We start from the raw sequence: 19,667 nt of genomic DNA on the forward strand, positions 1-19,667 counted from the left end.
CCGTTCACTCCCTCGTAATGGATGACGTTGCGCATGGTACCCACATCGGACTTTCGGTGCGGGAGGGTGCGGGCGGCACATGACACCCCCACACGGTGCGACGTGTGACGGGGCGGGCGTCGTAGTCCCCATTTTCGTACTGTATCCCCTGGTATGCGCCCTGAATGCGGCGAGCCCCCGATCCCCGGACGCCGAAGGCCGGGCGAGAAACCCACAGGGGCTCCCCTGTCGCCGCGTTGACACCCACTCGGAAACCTGCCACGGTCGTAACCGTTCAGAACGGTTACTTGAGGGATCGTTCCTTTCGAAGGGGGCAGTGGGCATGGCGGATCAGTCGAAGAAACGGCACGGGGGAGGAGCCCCGGTGGGACGGCGGGCCCTCCTCGGTGTCCTGGCCGCGGGCGCGGTGGGAGTCGTCGCGGGACCTCCGCTCCAGCGGGGCTGGGGGAAGGCTCTGGCCGTCGCCTCCCAGGTGGACGGCACCGGACTCACCGGGCTGCTGCCCAATCCCGGCGGCTTCCGGTACTTCAGCGTCGTCGGGTCGGTACCGCGCAAGAGTGAGCGGAACTACGTGCTGACGATCGGCGGCCTGGTCGACCGCCCCGGCACCTACACCCTGCCGCAGCTGCGGGCGCTGCCGCGGACGCGGGTCGTCGGCGACGTGGTGTGCACCGACGGATGGCGGGTCGACGGCACCCCCTTCGAGGGGGTGAGACTGGCCGATCTGCTCGACGCCGCCGGTGTGCGCGGCGAAGCCGGGGCGGTGCGGTTCACCTGCTTCGACGGCGCCTACAGCGAGAGCCTCACCCTGGAACAGGCCCGCCGCTCGGACGTCCTGGTGGCACTGAACATGCAGGACAAGCCGATCACTCATGAACAGGGCGGTCCGGTACGCCTGTACGTCGCCCCGATGTACTTCTACAAGTCGGCCAAGTGGCTGTCCGGCATCGAGGTCACCGAGAAGGTGGTCCCGGGGTTCTGGGAGGAACGCGGTTATCCGGTCGATGGCTGGCTCGACGGGGCGGACCGTGGCGATGAAGCAGCCTGAACAGGTGGACCGGGTACGGCGGTTCGGGTCTTCCCAGCGTCATGTCCACCGGGCTGTCGGATGGCTCACGCTGATCTGTCTGGCGTCCGCGGCCTGTCTCTACCTCGGCCCGCTCGCCCAGCTCGTGGGCCGGCGCCCGCTCGTGACCACGGTGCACAGATGGTCCGGCATCCTGCTCCCCGTACCCGTTCTGCTGGGACTGCTGTCGGCCGAGTTCCGTGCCGACCTGGGTCGCCTGAACCGCTTCGCGCCGTACGACAGGCGCTGGCTGCGGGCCGTCCGGCGGGGCCGTACCGGTCCGCGGGATCGTCCGGCCGGCAAGTTCAACGCGGGGCAGAAGCTCTACGCGGGCTGGATCGCCGGTGCCGTGCTGGTGATGCTGGGCACCGGTCTGCTGATGTGGTTCACGGGCGTGCTGCCCTTCGTCTCCCGCACCGGCGCGATCTTCGTGCACGACCTTCTGGCCTGGTCGATCGCCCTCGTTCTCATCGGTCACACGCGGATGGCGCGTGCCGACCCGGAGGCGCGGCTGGGGATGAAGACGGGCTATGTCAGCCGATCGTGGGTCGAGCGGCGGCATTCCCGATGGCTGGCGGAGGAGCGCGCCGAGGGGGCGCCACCTTCGGCAAGTCCTGCCGGACCCGCCGGCCCTGCCGGACCGTCCAGGACAGCCGAATCGGCTGAATGATCCCGCCCGTGCCGCCCCGTTGAGCGCGTTCTCGCGCTTACCTCGCACACGTAACCATCTTGACCGGTTACGCGCATCCATGTCACTCTCTTCTCGCACTCGCCGTGCTGGGGACGCGCCGGCGTAGGTGTCACTACTTCGCATGCACATCCGCTCCTGAGGGGGAATCATGAGACGACGACTTCTGACCGCCGTCGCGGCCGGGGTGCCGCTGGTCGCGGCGGTGTATCCGCCGACCGCCTGGGCCGGCACCGGGACATCCGTCCCCCGGGCGTCCGCCTGCTCGACCGTCACCGTGCGGGCCCCCGAGGGCACCGCGGTGGAGAGCGTGGTGGCGGTCGCCCGGGAGGCCGGAACCGTCGACGTGCCGGAGATCCCGCCCCTCCCCGCCGCGCACATCCCCGACGTACCGGCCTACTGCGATGTGACGGTCACGCTGACACACCCCGGCGAGGGGGATCACGCCAAGGTGACGGTCTGGCTGCCCGAGACGGGCTGGAACGGCCGGCTGCAGACCCTCGGCGGAAGCGCCTTCGCCGCCGGCGACTACGGGGCCGGCCTCGCGGGCGCCGTCAAGAACGGCTACGCCACCGCCACCACCGACGCCGGCGTCAAGACCTACCTCGACAGCAGTTGGGCCCTGGACACGAAGGGCCGGGTCGACACCTCGCTCCTGAAGAACTTCGCCTCCCGCTCCGAGCACGAGGCCGCGGTCGTCGCCAAGCAGGTCATCGCCGGCCACTACGGCAGGACGGCCTCCTACGCGTACTTCAACGGCTGTTCCACCGGCGGCCGTCAGGGGTACGCGCAGGCTCAGCGCCATCCAGGCGACTACGACGGCATCCTCGCCAACGCGCCGGCCGTCAACTGGGACGAGTTCGAGGTCGCCACCCTGTGGCCGCAGGTGGTGATGAACAACGAGAAGACCTACCCGAGCGGGTGCGCGTTCGACGCCTTCAACACCGCCGCCGTCAAGGCCTGCGACGCGCTCGACGGCATCCGGGACGGCCTGGTCGAGAACCCCGCCCGCTGTGACTTCGACCCGCGCCGGCTGATCGGCGCCACCCTCGAGTGCGAGGGCAAGCGGGTGACCATCACCGCGGCCGACGCGGCTGTGGTCCGCAAGATCTGGGACGGCCCGCGTACCGCGTCGGGCGAGAAGCTGTGGTCGGGCGTCCCGATCGGAGCCGACCTGAAGTTCCCGTACCTCGCGGGAACCCTGCCGGACGCCCACGGCGACCTCAAGGGCCAGGCGTTCCCCGTACCGTCCGCCTGGGTCGCCTCCTGGGTGAAGAAGCAGCCCGCGTTCGACGTCTCGACGATCACCTACGCCCAGTTCACCGCGTTGTTCCGGCAGTCCCAGGCCGAGTACGACAAGGTCATCGGCACCGACGACCCGGACCTCTCCGCCTTCCGCGAGTCCGGCGGCAAGCTCCTGACCTGGCACGGGCAGCAGGACCAGCTGATCCCCACCCAGGGCACGGTGGACTATCGCCGGCGGGTCGAGCGGCGGATGGGAGGTGCCGAGCGGGTCGACGACTTCTACCGCGTCTTCCTCGCGCCGGGCGCCGCCCACTGCGCTCTGACCGGGCAGACCGACGACCTCGGCGCCCTGCGGGCCTGGGTCGAGCGGGGCAAGGCGCCCGCGACACTCCCCGCCACCCTGACCGACTCCACCGGCAAGCAGGTCGCCCGCGACCTGTGCGCCTACCCCAAGGTGTCCCGCTACCAGGGCCACGGCGACCCGGCCGCCGCCGACAGCTTCCGCTGCGTGTCCCCGACCCGTCACTGATCCGCCGGCTCCCTCGCGGCGACGCGATCGCGAAGACGCCCCCCGGCCCGCCTTCTCTCACTCGATGAGGAGGCGGGCCGGGGGTGTTCTGTACGGCGGCCGCGCGTGGCGCGGGCCGGAGCGGAGTTCCCGTCGGGTGTTCCGGCCGGCGGATGCCTGAACTCTTCACCCCGGGTGCACAACGGGACGGCGGAAGACTCCTGGCGAGCCCCCTGCCCTGCGGGATGCCGTCGGACGGGCGGTACCTGCCTGTGCCGTGACGCACGCGCCGAACACCCGTATGCGAAGAGCCGGGGCCGTTTCCGGCTCCGGCTCTTCGCATACGGGTGTTCGGCGGGGAACACCGGGTCACGGCATCCCCGTGCGAGGGGAACCGCCGATTCCCGTCAGAAGTGGTCCACGTCGACGACCGCCTGGGCGAACGCCGTCGGCGCCTCCTGCGGCACGTTGTGCCCGATGGACAGGGTGCGGTGCTCGTACGGCCCGGTGAACTTGTCGCGGTAGGCGGAGCCGTCGGCGGGCCGCGCCGTGAAGGGGTCGAGCAAGGGGTCGATGGCGATCGTGGGCACCCCGATGGCCGGGCCCGAGGCCAGTCGGTCCTCGTAACGGTCGTAGCGGGGCTCACCCTCGGCGAGGCCCAGCCGCCAGCGGTAGTTGTGGATGACGATCGCGGCGTAGTCGGGATTGTCGAAGGCCGCCGCGGTGCGCGCGAAGGTCGCGTCGTCGAAGTCCCAGGAGGGGGAGACGAGGTCCCAGACCAGCCGGGTGAGGTCGCGGCGGAGGTCCTGGCGCTCCATCGCCTTCCTGCCGCGTTCGGTGGCGAAGTAGTACTGGTACCACCAGGTGTGCTCGGCGGCCGCCGCGATCGGTTCCTGCTGCATCTCGCGGTTGGTGACGAGATATCCGCTGACCGAGACCAGCGCCTTGACGCGGTCCGGCCAGAGGGCGGCGAGGATGTCGCCCGTCCGTGAACCCCAGTCGAAGCCCGCGATCACGGCCCGGCGGATCCGGAGCGCGTCCATCAGCGCGATGACGTCGAGCGCGATCGCCGACTGCTGGGCGTTGCGGAACGTCCGGGAGGACAGGAAGCGCGTGGTGCCGTGGCCGCGCAGGTACGGCACGATCACCCGGTAGCCCAGGTCCGCCAGCAGGGGAGCGACGTCGACGTAGCTGTGGATGTCGTACGGCCAGCCGTGCAGACAGATCACGGCGGGCCCGTGGGCGGGGCCCAGTTCGGCGTAGCCGACGTTCAGCAGGCCGGCCTCGACGCGGCGCAGTGCGGGGAAGGCGGTGTGGGTGCCCGGGGCGATCTCCGGTACGAGGGGGGCCGTGCCGCCAGGGCCCGGCGTGGTGGCGTACGCGACGCCCTGGAGGCCGGCCGGCGAGAGAGCGGCCGCTCCGGTGCCGAGGCCCATCGCCCTGGTGAAGGTGCGCCTGTCGATCATGTGAACCCTCCGTGCGCTGTAGCGGTGCTTCCCGTGCCGTGCGGGAAGCCGTCGTGAACACGTGCCTGCATGTATGTGTGCGAGGACGACTCTGACACGTCATGCGTCACCCTTCAAGATGGTGACCGGTGATTCCGTGTCGTGTCGCCGACGGTTCCTCGCTCCCGCGCGGACTTCCCCCTCGGAGGCGGAGGGCGCCACCGAGGGGGAGGGGGTCGGTGTGGGGGTCAGTGCCGGTGCGTCAGGGCTCGCTGTACGGCCGCGGCCATGGCGCTCTCGCCTTGGGCGTTGGGGTGCAGCGGAGCCGCCGGGCTCTGCGGGACGAAGGGCTCGATCCACCGCGTGCCGGCCGGTGCGCACAGATCGTGCCCGACCGTCGGGGTGTACGTGTCCGCATAGGTCGCGCCGCCGAGTCGCGCCTGGCGGGCGAGCATGGAGTTCAACTCCTTCTCCTTGTCGCGCAGATACGGGAAGTCGCCGGCCGCGAGCGGCACGGAGGCGCTGGTGCAGCCGACCCCGTTCTCCGGGAAGAGGGCCGGGTAGCCGACCACGACGATCCTCGCGTGCGGTGCGCGGCGGTGGATGCCGCGGATGACCTGGGCGACCTTCGGCCCGGTCGCGGCTATCGACTCGGTGACCCGGTCGGTGCCCGAGCCGGTGAGGTACGCGCGGCACGGGGCGCCGGACGGGTCGGTCGCCCCCAGCTGCGCACATGTGCCCAGCACCGCACTGAAGCCGATGTCGTTTCCGCCGATGGTGAGGGTCACCAGGTCGGTGCGTCGGTTCACCGCGTCCAGCTGTGGTGCCGCTGTCCCCTGCGGGGAGGTCATGTCGACGGTGGTCGCCCCCGAACAGGTGACGTCCGTCAGGCGCGTCCCGACCGAGGAACGGGCCACCAGGGAGGGGTAGTTGTTGCTGCTGCGCAGGCAGTGGGCGTCGACCTGGTCGGGGACCAGAGGGGCGGCGGCGTAGGAGTCGCCGAGGGCCACATATGCCGCACCGCGCAGGGGGTGCGCGGGGTGCGCGGGGTGTGCGTGGTGCGCGGTCGGGCTCGCCATCGCGGGCTGGGCCGCGGCCAGGGCGCCGGCGCCGCAGATCAGGGCGGCACCCGCTGTCAGGGCACGCTTCAGGCTTGTCAGGGGAAGGCGTCTCGTCACGATGATTCCTCTCGTTTCCGGATCCCGCGCGGAGTCGGCGGGGTGTGAAGTGCCGATGGTAAGGGTGCGGTTGGGCGTCCCTGCTCGTCGCGTGTACCCGCCGCAGGGCGGATCCGCCGATCGGCAGGGGGTGATCGGCGGCGAGTGGGTCCCATCGGATTCATCGACTGCGCCTGTCGGAGTGTCAGCCGGGCAGGCCGGGGCGCGAACTCGCGCAAGTAACCGCCTTGACAGGTGACGTTAAGGATGGCAGGTTGATCACCACACAAACCGGTGACGATTGATCGGTCGGGTATGCCGGCCGCTCCGGTCTCGAAAGGGCGTGCATGGTGAACATCAAGACTGCGGGTAAGCGGAACGTGCTGACCGGGGCGGTGGCGACAGCCGTCGCGGGGGCCGCGTTCGGGGTCGTCGCCCTGACCGGCACCGCCACCGCCGACACGGGGGCCACCGTCCGGGCCGACCGGGACGGGCCTCGGCCCACCGTCGTACTGGAGCACGGCGCGTTCGCGGACTCCTCCAGCTGGAACGGAGTCGTCGCCCGGCTGCGCGCCGACGGATATCCCGTGGTCGCCGCCGCCGATCCGCTGCGTGGCCCGCACGACGACGCCACCGCTCTGCGCGGCCTCCTGGACCACATCAAGGGTCCGAAGATCCTCGTCGGCCACTCCTACGGCGGATCCGTGATCAGTGAGGCCGCCGCGAACGACCCCGACGTCAAGGCCCTTGTCTACGTGGCGGCCTTCCTGCCCGCCCCCGGCGAGTCCGCGCTGGAGCTGACCGGGAAGTACCCCGGTTCCACCCTCCCCGACGCGCTCGACCCGGTGTCCGTCACCCGGCCCGACGGCACCCGGGGCACCGATCTCTACATACGGCAGGACAAGTTCCGTCACCAGTTCGCGGCGGACGTCCCGCGCGAGGAAGCCGCTCTCGCCGCCGCCGGCCAGCGCCCCATCGCTCAGACCGCGCTGGAGGAGAAGGCCACCGCCGCCGCCTGGAAGACCATCCCCAGCTGGGCCGTCGTCACCACGCAGGACCTGAACATCCCGGCCGCCGCGCAGCGGTTCATGGCCGAGCGGGCCCATGCCCGCGTCACCGAGGTCGCCGCCTCGCACGCGGTGGCCGTCTCCCGCCCCGGCGTCGTCACCCGCGTCATCGAGGACGCCGCACGCGCCACCCGATGACCCGCCCGGCCGCGACCGCCACCTCCGAAAGCGAGAACACCCCATGGATCTGAAGCTCGAAGTCGTCGTCATCCCCGTCTCGGACGTCGACAAGGCCAAGGAGTTCTACCTCGACACGCTCGGATTCCGCGCCGACGCCGACTTCCCGATCCGCGACGGATACCGGATCGTTCAGGCGACACCCCCCGGCTCCGCCTGCTCGGTCATCTTCGGGGAAGGGCTGACCGCCCTCCCCGCCGGGTCGGCCAGGGGCCTGCATCTGATCACGACCGACATCGAGCGGGCGGTCGGCGAACTGACCGGGCGCGGAGTCGACGTCGAAGGACCGTTCCACGACGTCACCGGAGCCTTCCACCAGGCGGCCCCCGGTAGCCGGGTGCCGGGGCTCGCGCCCGGCACCCGGCTACGGCACCTTCGCCCGCTTCGCCGACCCCGACGGAAACGAGTGGTTCCTTCAGGAGGTCACCGAGCGCGCTCCCGGGCGCTGACCGTGACGGCCCGCCGCCCGGTGCGCGGGTGGGCGGACCCCGACCGGGCCCGCGGGGAGCCGGACCAGGGGCGAGGAAGACCGGGCCGGGCCGGCCTCGCCGGACTCAGGCCCGGCCCGGCTCCCGCCGTCGGCCACCGGCGTGTCGGCTCAGCCCTCGCGTACGCCTTCGATGAAGCGCGCGGCCGTGTCCAGCCGCTCGTCGAGGAGGCCGGGTGCCTGGCCGAGTTCGATGAAGAGTTCGTGGACGCCCGCGTCGGCGGCGGCCCGCGCGTAATCGACGTACTGGTCGAGCGTGCCCGACGCCGGCGGCTGCTGCGAACCGGTCCGCTCCCGGGTGAGGGTGGCGTTGAGGCGCAGCGCCATGCGCAGCTCCTCCGGGTTCCGTCCGGCGCGGTCCGCCTCCTCGCGGATCTGCCGCCACATCCCCATCAGCGCGGGCAGCGGCATCGCCACGGGCAGCCAGCCGGCCGCGCGCCGGGCCACCCGGCGCAGTCCGGCGGGTGTGAACGCGGCGAGCAGGACCGGGGGATGGGGCCGCTGGGCCGGCTTGAGGCCCACGACGGTCTCCGGGACGGTGAACAGCGGGCCGTCGTGGGCGAACGTCTCCTTCTCCCAGTAGGCCCGCAGGATGTCGAGCGTCTCGTCGAGCCGGGCGCCGCGCCCCTCCCACGGCACGCCCACCGCCGTGTATTCGTCGGGCATCCAGCCGAGCCCGAACCCGACGTCGAGCCGGCCGCCGCTGAGGAGATCGAGGGTGGTCAGCGACCGGGCGAGCAGTATCGGCGCCTGCCACGGACCGTTGAGGGTGCTGGTGCCGAGCCGTACCCGGCTGGTGTGCGCGGCGACGAAGGACAGGCTCGTGAGCGGATCCATGTGGTTCTCGAAGGCGCGCGGCATCTCCCCGCCCGGGTACGGGGCGCTCGGCGTCCGGGGCGCGAGCACCCGGTCGCCCGTCCAGAGCGAGTCGTACCCCAGCTCCTCTGCCGTCCGGGCGTAGCGGACGACACCGTCGAGATGCGCGTCGGTGCCGAAGGTGGGCAGGGACAGTCCGAGTCGCATGTTCATTCCCCCAAGGTGAGGTGCGGGTGCGGGTGAGCCGAGACGGCCGAGTGAGTGGCGCGTCCGGCACACGTTCGGATTGTCGCTCCCGGATCCCGTGGATGGCCCGTCGTTGATCCGGCGTGTCTCATGGACCCTTCCTTCCGTGCCCCGGGAGAGGGGGCACCGATCGACGAACCGACACACCCCATATCAAGTAACCGACTTGACTGGTTATGTGTGCGCGGGGCATAGTGAGGTGTGTTGGGACAGTGAGCAGAACGCGATCCATGAACGACGTACTGGAGGCTGACCATGAACACGGAACTCGCCCTGGACTCCGCCGCGGTGGCGCGTCACGAGCGGTTCGGCAAGCTCCCCGAGCGGGTCCGCTTCGAGAACATGACCGAGGAGAAGCAGGCCGAGCCGAACGCCCGGGCGGTCGACCGGTACAACCCCGAGGGCTCGTGGAACCACTACTCGTGCCTGGCCCTGGACCTGGGGCTCTAGAGGGAGTTCGCGCCAGTCCGCCAGTCCGCCGGTCCGCCGGTCCGCCGGTCCGCCGGTCCGCCAGTCTGCAAGCCCGCCGTCCGTGCCATTCCATCGCCCACGGCAGAAACCGAAGGGCCGCGTCCGCGTCCGTGTGAACGGACCGGCGGACGCCGCCGAAAGGGAGAAAACACGTGATCACCTACGACCGGCTCTTCATCGGGGGCTCCTGGGCGGAGCCGAGCGACCCGGAGCCGCTGGACATCGCCGCACCGCACGACCGGTCGGTGATCGGCCGCGCCACCCAGGCGCGGCCGGCGGACATCGACCGCGCGGTCACCGCGGCGCGGGCCTCCTTCGAGGCGGGCGAGTGGCGGCTGACCCCGCCCGCCGAACGGATCGCCGTGCTGCGCCGGTTCAACGCGCTGCGCGAGAAGAACGCGGAACGGATCGCGGACCTGATCTCGCGGGAGAACGGCTCGGCCGCCTGGTTCACCCGCGCCGGACAGGCCGGTCTGACCCGGCAGGCCCACGCCTATCTGACGGCGGCGGAAACCTTCGCCTGGGAGGAGACCCTGCCCCCTTCCGGCCCAGGCACCCAGGTCCGCAGTATCGTGCGCCGTGAGCCGGTCGGTGTCGTGGCCGCGGTCATTCCGTGGAACTCGCCCTTCTCGTCGGCCACTTCGAAGATCCTCCCCGCTCTGCTCGCCGGCAACTCCGTGATCCTCAAGGTGTCCCCGGAGAACTCGCTCAGCATGGGTCTGCTCGCCGATCTGCTGGAGGAGACCGGCCTGCCGGAGGGGGTGATCAGTGTGCTTCCCGCCGACCGGGAAACCAGCGAACACCTCATCTCTCACCGGGAGATCGACAAGATCGCCTTCACCGGCTCGACCCGGGCCGGCCGCCGCATCGCCGCGATCGCGGGCGAACAGCTCAAGCGCGTCAGCCTGGAGCTGGGCGGCAAGTCCGCCGCGCTCCTCCTGCCGGACGCCGACATCGGCAAGGCCGTCGCGGGCCTGAAGTTCGGCTCCCTGCTCAACAACGGCGAGTCGTGCATCGCGCAGACCCGGATCCTCGCCCCCCGCGCCCGGTACGAGGAGGTCGTGGCCGCGCTGAAGGAGCTGGTGGAGTCGCTGAAGGTCGGCGACCCGGCCGACCCCGACACCTTCATCGGCCCGATGATCCGCCCCGATCAGCAGCAGCGGGTCCGCGACTACATCCGGCTCGGCATCGAGGAGGGCGCCCGCCTCGTCACCGGCGGTCCGGGCATCTCCGAGGGCCTGGAGAACGGCAACTACGTCACACCGACCGTCTTCGCCGACGTCGACAACTCCATGCGGATCGCCCAGGAGGAGATCTTCGGCCCGGTCCTGGTCGTCATCCCCTACGACACCGAGGACGACGCGGTCCGGATCGCCGACGACTCCGAGTACGGTCTGTCCGGCGGCGTCTGGTCCGCCGACCGGGAGCACGCCCTCGCGGTCGCCCGCCGGCTGCGCACCGGCACCGTCACGGTCAACGGCGCCTCCGTCGCCTTCGACGGTCCGTTCGGCGGCTTCAAGGCCAGCGGCATCGGCCGCGAGTACGGAGCGGTCGGCCTCGGCACGTACACCGAGTACAAGACCATCACCGTCTGACCCGGGCTCGCACCCCCGCTTCCCTCCCTTGAAATGACATGTGTGCCCCGCACCGGATCGCTCCGGTGCGGGGCACACATGTGTCGATGCGGCCGGCTCAGCCGTGCACGGCCCGGGCCGCCGAAGGCTCCCCGATCCGTTCGCTCCCCGCCTCCAGCACGAGCTCGCGCCCCTGCCACCGCCGCCGCAGCCAGCGATCGTGGCTGGCGACGACGATCGCGCCCGGGCCCTCGCCGAAGGCATCCTCCAACTCGTCGCAGAGCCGGGGCGAGAGATGGTTCGTCGGCTCGTCGAGCAGCAGCAGCCGAGGCGGACGGGCCACCAGGAGAGCCAGCGCCAGACGCCGGCGCTGGCCCACGGACAGCTGTCCGACCGGCTTGTCCAGGTCCGCCTCATGGATCAGACCGAGGGCGGTCAGCGGCACCCTCTCGGCCCGCTCCGGACCCAGCGACAGCTCGTACGTGTCCCGGACCGTGCGCCCGGGCCGCTCGAACACGGTGTCCTGAGTGAGCAGCCCCACCGTCAGACCGCGCCGCCTGAGCACCTCGCCCCCGGCCGCGAGACGTCCCGCGAGTACGGCGAGGAGCGTCGACTTGCCCGCCCCGTTGCCGCCGGTGACGAGCAGCCGATCGTTCGCCGCCACCTCCAGCCGGTCCAGCGAGAGCCGGTCCGGCACCCGTACATCGCGCAGCGCCACCAGCGGCGAAGGCCGCCCTTCCGGCGACAGGGCCGCCGGATCGTCGACGGTGACGGCCGGCTCCCCGGCCGTGAACCGCAGCGGACGCGGCGGCTCGGCGACCTGGAGGCGCTCGCGCTCCTCCAGCCGCCGGGAGGCGTCGCGCACCCGGCGGGAGATCTGGTTCTGCACCCGGCCCGCGCGGTGGCCGTACCCCATCTTCTCGTGGTCGCTGCGGCCCCGGTCCGGGGCCAGCCGGTGCGCGGTCACGTTGGCCGAGCGGCGCAGCTCCGCCAACTCCCGCTGCTCCTCGGCGTATCGGCGTTCCCAGCGCTCCCGCTCGGCACGCTTCTCGGACAGATAGGCGGTGTAGCCGCCGCCGTAGCGCACCGGGCCGTCCACCGCCGGATCGAGGTCGACCAGGTCGGTGCAGACGGCGTCGAGGAACGCGCGGTCGTGACTGGCGATCACCACCGCCCCCGGCATGCCGCGAACCTGGTCCTCCAGGAAGGCGGCGGCGCCGTCGTCGAGATGGTTCGTCGGCTCGTCGAGCAGCAGCGCCGACGGGCGGCGTACGAGCAGCGCGGCCAGCGCCAGCCGGCCGCGCTGGCCGCCGGAGAGCGAGGCGAGCGTACGGTCGTGCGGAACCGGGCCGAGGCCCAGCCCGTCGAGCACGAGGGCGGCGCGGCGCCCGGCGTCCCAGGACTCCCGGGCCTGGGCCTGGTCGAGGCGGGCGGCGTAGGCGTCGAGGAGCATCGGGTAGCCGGGGTCGTCCTCGGGGACCCGGGCGAGTTGCGCGCCGAGCCGGTCGAGTTCCGCGAGATCCGCGCGGGCCTCGCGGAGCGCGTCGGCCAGCACCGTGGCGAGGGTCGCGCCGCTGTCGAACGGCATCTCCTGGGGGAGATAGCCGAGGTCGGCCGGGCGGGTGACGCTTCCGGCGTCGGGTTCGTCCACGCCGGCGAGCAGCCGCAGCAGGGTGGACTTGCCGGCGCCGTTCTCGCCGATCAGGCCGATCCGGGTGCCGGGCGAGGCGGTCAGGCCGACACCGTCGAGAATCCGGCGTCCGCCCAGGTCACGGACGAGGTCATGGGCGAGCAGAGCGTGCTGGGACATGGGGGTTCCTTCGGTGGGAGGTCGGTGGGCGGCCCGCCGGGCGGATGCCTCGGGCGCGGGCCAGATCGCACCGGCGGGTCACACCGAGGGCGCCCCCGTCTCCTTCAGCTCTCCATCGGCCAGCCGCAGCCAGCGGTCGATCCCGATCTGTGCGAGGAACCTCTCGTCGTGACTGATGACCATGAAGGCGCCCTGGTACGAGTCGAGCGCGCTCTCCAGCTGGCCCGCGCTGACCAGGTCGAGGTTGTTGGTCGGCTCGTCGAGCAGGAGCAGCTGAGGAGCCGGTTCGGCGCACAGCACGCAGGCCAGGGTGGCGCGCAGCCGCTCGCCGCCGGAGAGCACCCCGACCGGAAGGTGGGCCCGGGCGCCGCGGAAGAGGAAGCGGGCGAGCAGGTTCATCCGCTCGGCCTCCGGACGCTCCGGCGCGAACGCGGCGAAGTTCTGCGCCACCGTGAGGTCCAGGTCCAGCAGATCCAGGCGCTGCGACAGATAGGCGATCCGGCCCTCGCTGCGCTTGATCTCCCCGCTGTCCGGGGCGAGTTCGCCGGTGATCAGCCGCAACAGAGTCGTCTTTCCGGCGCCGTTGGGGCCGGTCAGCGCGATGCGCTCGGGACCGCGGACCGTCAGGTCGAGGCCGCCGGGGCCGAAGACGTCCTTGTCGCCGAGCCTCACCCGCATTCCCTCGCCGAGGAACAGGGTGCGGCCGGCGGGCACCTTGGTGTCGGGCAGCTCCAGGGTGAGACGCTGCTCCTCGCGCAGCGCACGCCCGGCCTCGTCCAGACGGGCCTTCGCCTCGCTGACCCGGGAGGCGTGCATCTGCCCGGAGCGCCCGGCGGCCTCCTGCGCGCCCCGCTTCATGTTGCCGGCGAAGATCCGGGGGAGCCCGGCGTTCTTGAGGTTCTTCGCGGCGTTGCTCGCGCGGCGCTCGGCCCGCTCACGGGCCTGCTGCATCTCCCGCTTCTCGCGCTTCAGGTCCTGTTCGGCGTTGCGCACGTTCTTCTCGGCGACCTCCCGCTCGGCGCGGACGGCCTCCTCGTACTCGGTGAAGTTGCCGCCGTACAGCCGCAGTTCGCCGCCGTCGAGCTCGGCGATGCGCTCCATGCGGTCGAGCAGCGCACGGTCGTGGCTGACCAGGAGCAGGAGGCCGTTGAAGTCCGCCAGCACGTCGTACAGCTTGTGCCGGGCTTCCAGGTCGAGGTTGTTGGTGGGCTCGTCGAGCAACAGGACGTCGGGGCGCCGGAGCAGCTGGGCGGCGAGGCCGAGGGAGACCACCTGGCCGCCGCTGAGCGTGCTCAGGCTGCGGTCCAGGGCGAGATGGGCCAGGCCCAGACGGTCGAGCTGGGCGCGGGTGCGCTCCTCGATGTCCCAGTCGTCGCCGATGGTGGTGAAGTGCTTCTCGTCGACGTCGCCGGACTCGACGGCGTCCAGGGCGCGGATCACCTCGGCGATGCCGAGCACCTCGGCGACCGTGAGATTCCCGGTCAGGGGAAGGCTCTGCGGGAGGTAGCCGAGGGTGCCGTCGACACTCACCGCACCGCCGGTGGGCGTGAGCTCGCCGGCGATCAGCTTGAGCAGGGTGGACTTGCCGGATCCGTTGGGGGCGACCAGGCCCGTGCGGCCGGAGGGCACGCTGAAGGACAGGTCGTGGAAGACCGGCGTGTCGTCGGGCCAGGAGAAGGAAAGGTTCGAGCAGATGATGGCGGCGTCGGACATGGTGAGACCTCGGAAGTACTGAGGGCGGAGTGATAGACCTCTGCCCTGGGCAGACGGGTGAAAAGGGGGTACGACAAAGCCGACCACCTCGGCGGCAGTGCTCTTCGGCACCGGCCGGTGGCCGTCAGATCCGGATCTCACCCGGAGATGTCGTCTTCACCCACCACGTCTGCGTCTCCTCTATGAACGGTCTACTTCTCCGGCAGTGTAACACCTTGCCGCGGAACGATGATCGTCGCGCCGGCCGTGGGCGCACACGTGTGCATATGCCGAGCCGGTCCGACAGGATCGCACGGTGTGTCGCGGGGTCGCACGGTGTGCCGGACCGTGCCGGGCGCGGCCCCCGGAATACAGGCCCGCGGGAGATGCGCCCGGCGTCTCTCAGGCGCCCTCGCGCAGGAACGCGGCGGCGCGCTCGGCGATGGCGTAGACCGTCGGGTTGGTGTTGTTGGAGGGGATCGAGGGGATGACGGATCCGTCGGCGACGCGCAGCCCCTCCAGCCCGCGCACGCGCAGAGCGGAGTCCACCACGGAGCTCTCGTCCTCGCCCAGGGCGCAGGTCCCGACGGGGTGGCAGTAGGACGTATACGCGGTGCGCGCGTAGACGCTCAAGGACGCGGCGTCCGTCACCTCCGGCCCCGGGGCGACCTCCTCCGGCCCCCAGACGGCGAGCGCCGAGGAGCGGGCGATCTCCCGCGCCACGCGGATGCCGTGGAGCGTGGTGCGCACGTCACGCTCGTCCGTGAAGTAACCCGGGTCGAGAACCGGTCGCGCGTACGGGTCTGCCGAGGTGATCCGCAGGGTGCCGCGGCTGTACGGCCGGATGGGTGAGATCCCGATCGAGAATCCGCTGTCCACTGGAGGCTCCGGGTTCGGGAACGGGATGTCGACGAAGATGAACTGAAGGTCGGGCCCGTCGAGTTCGGGCACGCTGCGGAGTAGTCCGATGATCTCGCCGTGGTTGCCCCGGGCCGGGGGCACCGTGCGGCGGGTGCGGTGGACGAGGGTGAGGAGCGGGTGGTCGCGCAGATTGCGGCCCACCCCGGGCAGCTCGTGGAACACCTCCACACCTGCCTCGCGCAGTTCCTGGCCGGGCCCGACCCCCGAGCGGAGCAGAAGCTGGGCCGAGCCGATGGCACCGGCCGTGAGGACGACCTCGCGCACCGCTCGCGCACGCGAAACCCGGCCCTGGACGCCGTACTCGACACCGACACACCGCCGGCCCTCGAAGATCAGCCGGTGGGCCGTGGCTCCGGTGACGACACGGAGGCCGGGCCGGCCGAGAGCCGGGGTGAGGTAGGCGTCGGCGGCGCTCTGCCGGCGCCCGTCGACGATGTTGAGGTCCACGGGGGCGAAGCCCTCTTCGAGCCCGCCGCTGATGTCGGTGGCGCGGCGCCGGCCGGTCTCCACGGCACCGGCGAGGCAGGCGAGCCCGATGGGGTTCGGTTCGGCCATCGGGGCGACGGTGAGCGGACCGGCCTCGCCGCGGCCGGGTGCCCCGCCGCGTGTGGTCTCGGTGCGCTGGAAGTAAGGGAGCAGATCGTCGAACGTCCAGCCCTTGGCGCCGTGCTCGCCCCAGCTGTCGTAACCGCTGCGGTGGCCGCGGGCGAAAACCATGGCGTTGATGGAGGACGAGCCGCCCAGCCCTTTGCCGCGCGGCAGCATGACGCGAGGAGCGGACTGCGGGGGAAGGGAGCCGGCGAGCTGGGGGACCGTCGTATCGCCCCAGTTCGCGGGCGTCTCGCCCAGGCTCATCCAGGCCGGCGGATCGGAGACGGCCTCCGGCAGGCCCGCGGTGTCGGTGCCCGGCTCCAGGACCAGGACGCGGACCCCGGCGTCCTCGGTGAGCCGACCGGCGAGCACACAGCCGGCCGAGCCGGCGCCGACGACGATGAAGTCGTAGACCGGGGCCTCGGCGTGGTCGGGTGGTGTGGCGGGTGTCGAATCCGTCGCGTTCCGACGAGACGTCACTCCATGCTCCCTCGGGTCGAATCGATGATCGTGGTGGATATCGCCGATGGGATCGATGATGGGTGACACTGCCCACGAAGAGGACGTCCACACGCTCGGGGGGAGGGGCAGGAGAAGAGGGACCGAGGGGGACCGCCGGTGGCGTGGTGAGCCGAACGCCTCTCGGGCGGACCGCGACGGCACGGCTCAGGAATGAAAGGACCGGCATGCGTATTCCTGGCCCCGAGCCCGAGGACGACGACGGGCCACGCGCGATCGCGGCCGCGGGCGGGCTGCACCGGTACCAGCTGTACCTGCACGAGCGCTACGGACCCGTCGTGCGCTTTCGGCTGCCGGGCGCCGACACGGCCGTGTCGGTCGCCGACCCGGTGCTCCTGGAGGCCACCGCGTATCTCGACAAGCGGCCCGAGGAACTGTTCGCGTTCCTGGACCCACTGTGCGAGGCGGGCAACCTTCAGGTGCTTCCCGCCGCCGAACACACGCCCTGGCGAAGGCTGATGCTCTCGGTGTTCGCCGGACGGCCCGCCCACGAGCGCCACTTCGCGCGCTTCACGGAGCAGGCACGGGAACTCGCGGACCGGTGGGCCCGGCAGCCTGAAGGCGAAGCAGTGGAACTGCAACAGGAGTTGACCACGCTGTCGCTCAGGATGATCGACGGGTTCGCCCTCGGCACTGGGGACAGAGCGGCTGAAGGGGCGGAGAAGGGCGACGGGACGGAGAAAGAGGAAGGGGGCGAGGAAGGCGAGGGGCGTGTCATCGAGGCGTTCGAGGAGGTACTCACGGAGCACCTGGGGCGGCTCTACCAGGTGCCGCGCGCCGATCCGCGTTCGGCGGAGCGAGCCGAGGAGGCCCTCGCGTATCTGCGGGGCAGGGTCGACCGTGCGGTGGCGGCGCATCACGCGGACGGCCGGACCGGCCGCAGCGATCTGATCGGGGCGCTCGTCGAGGCGGGGGAGGGTCCGGCGAGGATCCGGGACACGGTGATGGTGACGCTGCTCGCGGCGCACCACACCACCGGGGTCGCCGTGTCGTGGACGCTGCATCTACTGGGCCTGCATCCCGGCGCGGCCGATCGTGTGGCCGGCGAACTGGACCGGGTGCTCGGCGACCGCGCGGCGCCCGACTACGCCGACCTGAGGCGGCTCACGTATCTGGACCGGGTGCTCAAGGAATCGATGCGACTTTTCCCGCCCGGCCCGTACGGGGCGCGCGAGGCCACCGAGGATCTGCGCGTGGGCCCGTACCGGATCCCGGCCGGAACGACCGTGTTCTATCCGTTCTGGGCGCTGCACATGAACCCCGCGTACTGGCCCGACCCCGAGCGGTTCGACCCCGAACGGTTCACGCCGGAGGAGATCGCCGGGCGGCCGAGACTCGCCTACGTCCCGTTCGGGATCGGGCCGCGCGGTTGCGAGGGCGCCGCTCTGGCCACGGTCGAGGCCCAGCTCGTGCTGGCGGTCCTCCTCAAGCGCCTGCGCTTTCAGCCCGTGCCGGGGCACGAGGTGACACCGGTGGAGCGGTTCGTGCTGTGGGCGCGGGACGGGATCCGGATGACGGTACGGCCACGGTCTCGGAACGCCTGAGACGGGGGTGGGGCCGGCCGGGCTGTCGGCCGGCCGGCCCCACGGGACAGGTCGTGTCGTGGCGGGCCGCCGGGCTGGGTCAGCCCCAGGTGCGGATCGAGGAGATCGAGTCGTTGTAGGGGTAGTTGAGGGTGTTCCAGGTGTAGTTGTTCTGGAACACGCCCTGGATGCCGGTGAAGTTGTTGTCGTTCCAGGTGTAGAGCGTCTTGGCGCCCTGGATCTGGATCGAGGAGATCTTGTCCTGGAGGTTCTCGACGCCGGAGCTCGAGTTGTCGCCCTTGCCGAGGTCCGGCGAGTAGGGGTCGGTGCCGACCGCCCACCAGTTGCAGTTCTTGAGGTCGTAGTCCCGGCACAGCGACCAGCCCCCGGCCGATGTCGCGGCCGATGCCTGGGAGGCGAGGGCGAGCGGGACCAGGGTCAGGGCGGACGTGGTCACGGCGACGGCGGCCAGCGACGTGGCTCGGTTCAGGAAACGCATGGTCATCCTCCGGTGGGTCGTGTGGATCGGACAGGACGTGCTTCTGCTCCGGCGGGTGGCGGAGCAGAGTTCCAGGGGGAAAGCGGGGGAGTGGGGGGAAGGGGACGGCGCGGCCCGGGCGGGCGTTCACCGCTGCCGTCGTACGGAGTCCTCCTCCGCGATCGCCGTGCGCCAGGCGTCGGACAGCGCCAGCTCCTTGAGCCGGTCGACGCCGAGCGCGGGGTCGCTGCGCTTGCCCGGCAGCCGGTAGGCGTGGGTGTTGAGTTCGGTGACGGCGACCCGCAGCCCGTCGGACCGCCAGGTGTCGACCGACCACGCGACGGCCCCCTTGCCACCCTTGCGGGGGTGGTCGCGGGTGGTCTTCACCCGGGTTCCGTCCGTCTGCCTGGCGGCTCCCTCGAAGATCTCCTCCAGGGCCTTGTCGCCCGGCTTCCACTTCTGGACGGTGACCGCGATCAGACAGCTGCCCCGGCCGTCGTCCACGGTGAGATGCCCGTAGCCCGGGGCTCCTCCCTCGTCGGCGGTCCGCAGCCCCTGAGGTATCGCACGACGGACGACCTCGGTGATTCTCGCGGCGGGCAGATATTGGAAGGAGGGCGCGGGGGAGGCCCCCTGGGGAGGTGCGGGAACGGCCGCCAGGACGGGATTCCACCGGGCCGAGACGGCGATGTCGGTGAGCTGCCGTCCGTCGAGTGCCGGCCCCGTCCGAGGGCGGGCGGAGCTGTCGCCACCGCCACCGCTCCCACTGTCACGGGACGCGGAGACGGCGACCTGGCCACCGTCCCGGTCGATGCGCACCGCCGTCCACCGCTGTGCGGCCGAGGGCTTGGTCTCGTCGACGGGAGACCGGTCGAGGAGCAGAGTCGCGCCGTTGTCGAGCTTCGTCACCGTGCAGCGGCTGTAGGGGTGTTCGGACGGGTCAGGGCACCGCGAGAACTGCGCGGCGACGGGTACCGGGACGCGTCCGACCGAGGCGGACAGCCGACCGGAGCCGCCTGTGTCCGTGTAGGTCAGAACGGCGGGGGCCAGCGGTTCCTCAGAGGCCTCACCGGACGCGCGTACGGCGAGCCCTCCGCCCTGTGGGACGAGAGCCCGCAGGGTGTGGGCCACCGAGGGGTGCCCGTCGGCAGCGGGAGCCTCGGGGGTGGAAGAGCACCCCGACGCG

General features: G+C 71.6%; 15 protein-coding genes and 1 pseudogene. 8 read left to right on the forward strand and 8 right to left on the reverse strand.

Annotation, left to right across the window (positions count from 1 at the left end; translation table 11 throughout):
• Nucleotides 1-322 precede the first annotated feature (322 nt).
• From ACGFRB_RS25585 to ACGFRB_RS25595, 3 genes are all read left to right on the forward strand, one after another.
• A complete protein-coding gene (locus ACGFRB_RS25585; RefSeq protein ID WP_393246305.1) occupies nt 323-1,048 on the forward strand; it encodes a molybdopterin-dependent oxidoreductase in 726 nt (241 codons plus the stop codon).
• Nucleotides 1,035-1,736 carry a cytochrome b/b6 domain-containing protein gene (locus tag ACGFRB_RS25590; protein WP_393246307.1) on the forward strand — a complete coding sequence of 234 codons (702 nt, stop codon included), beginning with the start codon at nt 1,035-1,037 and terminating at the stop codon, nt 1,734-1,736. The genes ACGFRB_RS25585 and ACGFRB_RS25590 overlap by 14 nt, the downstream gene beginning before the upstream one ends.
• A gap of 169 nt (nt 1,737-1,905) precedes the next feature.
• Nucleotides 1,906-3,528 carry a DUF6351 family protein gene (locus ACGFRB_RS25595; protein WP_363012342.1) on the forward strand — a complete coding sequence of 541 codons (1,623 nt, stop codon included), beginning with the start codon at nt 1,906-1,908 and terminating at the stop codon, nt 3,526-3,528.
• A gap of 386 nt (nt 3,529-3,914) precedes the next feature.
• On the opposite strand, the gene ACGFRB_RS25600 is transcribed toward ACGFRB_RS25595, so the two are convergent.
• Both ACGFRB_RS25600 and ACGFRB_RS25605 read right to left on the reverse strand, forming a co-directional pair.
• The gene (locus ACGFRB_RS25600; protein ID WP_393246309.1) at nt 3,915-4,973 is read right to left on the reverse strand and encodes an alpha/beta fold hydrolase; all 1,059 of its coding nucleotides are present in this window, start codon (nt 4,971-4,973) and stop codon (nt 3,915-3,917) included.
• 227 nt (nt 4,974-5,200) lie between these two features.
• Nucleotides 5,201-6,133 (reverse strand): SGNH/GDSL hydrolase family protein, encoded by a 933-nt coding sequence (locus ACGFRB_RS25605; protein ID WP_393246557.1) that lies wholly within the window; start codon nt 6,131-6,133, stop codon nt 5,201-5,203.
• Between the two features lie 323 nt (nt 6,134-6,456).
• Here ACGFRB_RS25605 and ACGFRB_RS25610 point away from each other — a divergent pair, with 323 nt between their 5' ends.
• Nucleotides 6,457-7,314, forward strand: coding sequence for an alpha/beta fold hydrolase (locus ACGFRB_RS25610; RefSeq protein ID WP_393246311.1), 858 nt, complete (start codon nt 6,457-6,459; stop codon nt 7,312-7,314).
• Between the two features lie 43 nt (nt 7,315-7,357).
• Nucleotides 7,358-7,802 (forward strand): annotated as a pseudogene (locus ACGFRB_RS25615) (VOC family protein).
• Nucleotides 7,803-7,951: 149 nt separating this feature from the next.
• On the opposite strand, the gene ACGFRB_RS25620 reads toward ACGFRB_RS25615, so the two are convergent.
• Nucleotides 7,952-8,869: an LLM class F420-dependent oxidoreductase gene (locus tag ACGFRB_RS25620; RefSeq protein ID WP_363012347.1), complete on the reverse strand. Its 918-nt coding sequence runs from the start codon at nt 8,867-8,869 to the stop codon at nt 7,952-7,954.
• A gap of 288 nt (nt 8,870-9,157) precedes the next feature.
• Here ACGFRB_RS25620 and ACGFRB_RS25625 point away from each other — a divergent pair, with 288 nt between their 5' ends.
• Together ACGFRB_RS25625 and ACGFRB_RS25630 are read left to right on the forward strand one after the other, a co-directional pair.
• Nucleotides 9,158-9,352, forward strand: a complete 195-nt coding sequence (locus ACGFRB_RS25625) for a hypothetical protein (RefSeq protein ID WP_393246313.1) — start codon at nt 9,158-9,160, stop codon at nt 9,350-9,352.
• 173 nt (nt 9,353-9,525) lie between these two features.
• Nucleotides 9,526-10,968 carry an aldehyde dehydrogenase gene (locus ACGFRB_RS25630; protein ID WP_393246315.1) on the forward strand — a complete coding sequence of 481 codons (1,443 nt, stop codon included), beginning with the start codon at nt 9,526-9,528 and terminating at the stop codon, nt 10,966-10,968.
• A gap of 97 nt (nt 10,969-11,065) precedes the next feature.
• On the opposite strand, the gene ACGFRB_RS25635 is transcribed toward ACGFRB_RS25630, so the two are convergent.
• From ACGFRB_RS25635 to ACGFRB_RS25645, 3 genes are all read right to left on the reverse strand, one after another.
• The gene (locus tag ACGFRB_RS25635) at nt 11,066-12,757 is read right to left on the reverse strand and encodes an ABC-F family ATP-binding cassette domain-containing protein (RefSeq protein WP_393246317.1); all 1,692 of its coding nucleotides are present in this window, start codon (nt 12,755-12,757) and stop codon (nt 11,066-11,068) included.
• Nucleotides 12,758-12,835: 78 nt separating this feature from the next.
• Complete coding sequence (gene abc-f, locus ACGFRB_RS25640; protein WP_393246321.1) at nt 12,836-14,470, reverse strand: ribosomal protection-like ABC-F family protein; 1,635 nt, start codon at nt 14,468-14,470, stop codon at nt 12,836-12,838.
• Nucleotides 14,471-14,851: 381 nt separating this feature from the next.
• Entirely contained in the window at nt 14,852-16,441 is a 1,590-nt protein-coding gene (locus ACGFRB_RS25645) for a GMC family oxidoreductase (RefSeq protein ID WP_393246323.1), read from the reverse strand.
• Between the two features lie 206 nt (nt 16,442-16,647).
• On the opposite strand from ACGFRB_RS25645, the gene ACGFRB_RS25650 reads away from it, so the two are divergent.
• Entirely contained in the window at nt 16,648-18,024 is a 1,377-nt protein-coding gene (locus ACGFRB_RS25650) for a cytochrome P450 (protein ID WP_393246325.1), read from the forward strand.
• Between the two features lie 79 nt (nt 18,025-18,103).
• Here the strand turns inward: ACGFRB_RS25650 and ACGFRB_RS25655 are convergent, their stop codons facing one another.
• Both ACGFRB_RS25655 and ACGFRB_RS25660 read right to left on the reverse strand, forming a co-directional pair.
• Nucleotides 18,104-18,502 (reverse strand): hypothetical protein, encoded by a 399-nt coding sequence (locus tag ACGFRB_RS25655; RefSeq protein WP_363012354.1) that lies wholly within the window; start codon nt 18,500-18,502, stop codon nt 18,104-18,106.
• A gap of 126 nt (nt 18,503-18,628) precedes the next feature.
• Nucleotides 18,629-19,390, reverse strand: coding sequence for a hypothetical protein (locus tag ACGFRB_RS25660; protein WP_393246327.1), 762 nt, complete (start codon nt 19,388-19,390; stop codon nt 18,629-18,631).
• Nucleotides 19,391-19,667 lie beyond the last annotated feature (277 nt).

This window comes from Streptomyces sp. NPDC048718 (assembly GCF_043198875.1).
In the GTDB taxonomy this organism is placed as follows: Bacteria; Actinomycetota; Actinomycetes; order Streptomycetales; family Streptomycetaceae; genus Streptomyces.

Excerpts from the sequence above, each read along its gene's own strand:
- ACGFRB_RS25585 (WP_393246305.1), top strand. The coding sequence starts at position 323 with ATGGCGGATCAGTCGAAGAAACGGCACGGGGGAGGAGCCCCGGTGGGA.
- ACGFRB_RS25590 (WP_393246307.1), top strand. The coding sequence starts at position 1,035 with ATGAAGCAGCCTGAACAGGTGGACCGGGTACGGCGGTTCGGGTCTTCC.
- ACGFRB_RS25595 (WP_363012342.1), top strand. The coding sequence starts at position 1,906 with ATGAGACGACGACTTCTGACCGCCGTCGCGGCCGGGGTGCCGCTGGTC.
- ACGFRB_RS25600 (WP_393246309.1), bottom strand. The coding sequence starts at position 4,973 with ATGATCGACAGGCGCACCTTCACCAGGGCGATGGGCCTCGGCACCGGA.
- ACGFRB_RS25610 (WP_393246311.1), top strand. The coding sequence starts at position 6,457 with ATGGTGAACATCAAGACTGCGGGTAAGCGGAACGTGCTGACCGGGGCG.
- ACGFRB_RS25620 (WP_363012347.1), bottom strand. The coding sequence starts at position 8,869 with ATGAACATGCGACTCGGACTGTCCCTGCCCACCTTCGGCACCGACGCG.
- ACGFRB_RS25625 (WP_393246313.1), top strand. The coding sequence starts at position 9,158 with ATGAACACGGAACTCGCCCTGGACTCCGCCGCGGTGGCGCGTCACGAG.
- ACGFRB_RS25635 (WP_393246317.1), bottom strand. The coding sequence starts at position 12,757 with ATGTCCCAGCACGCTCTGCTCGCCCATGACCTCGTCCGTGACCTGGGC.
- abc-f (WP_393246321.1), bottom strand. The coding sequence starts at position 14,470 with ATGTCCGACGCCGCCATCATCTGCTCGAACCTTTCCTTCTCCTGGCCC.
- ACGFRB_RS25650 (WP_393246325.1), top strand. The coding sequence starts at position 16,648 with ATGCGTATTCCTGGCCCCGAGCCCGAGGACGACGACGGGCCACGCGCG.
- ACGFRB_RS25655 (WP_363012354.1), bottom strand. The coding sequence starts at position 18,502 with ATGCGTTTCCTGAACCGAGCCACGTCGCTGGCCGCCGTCGCCGTGACC.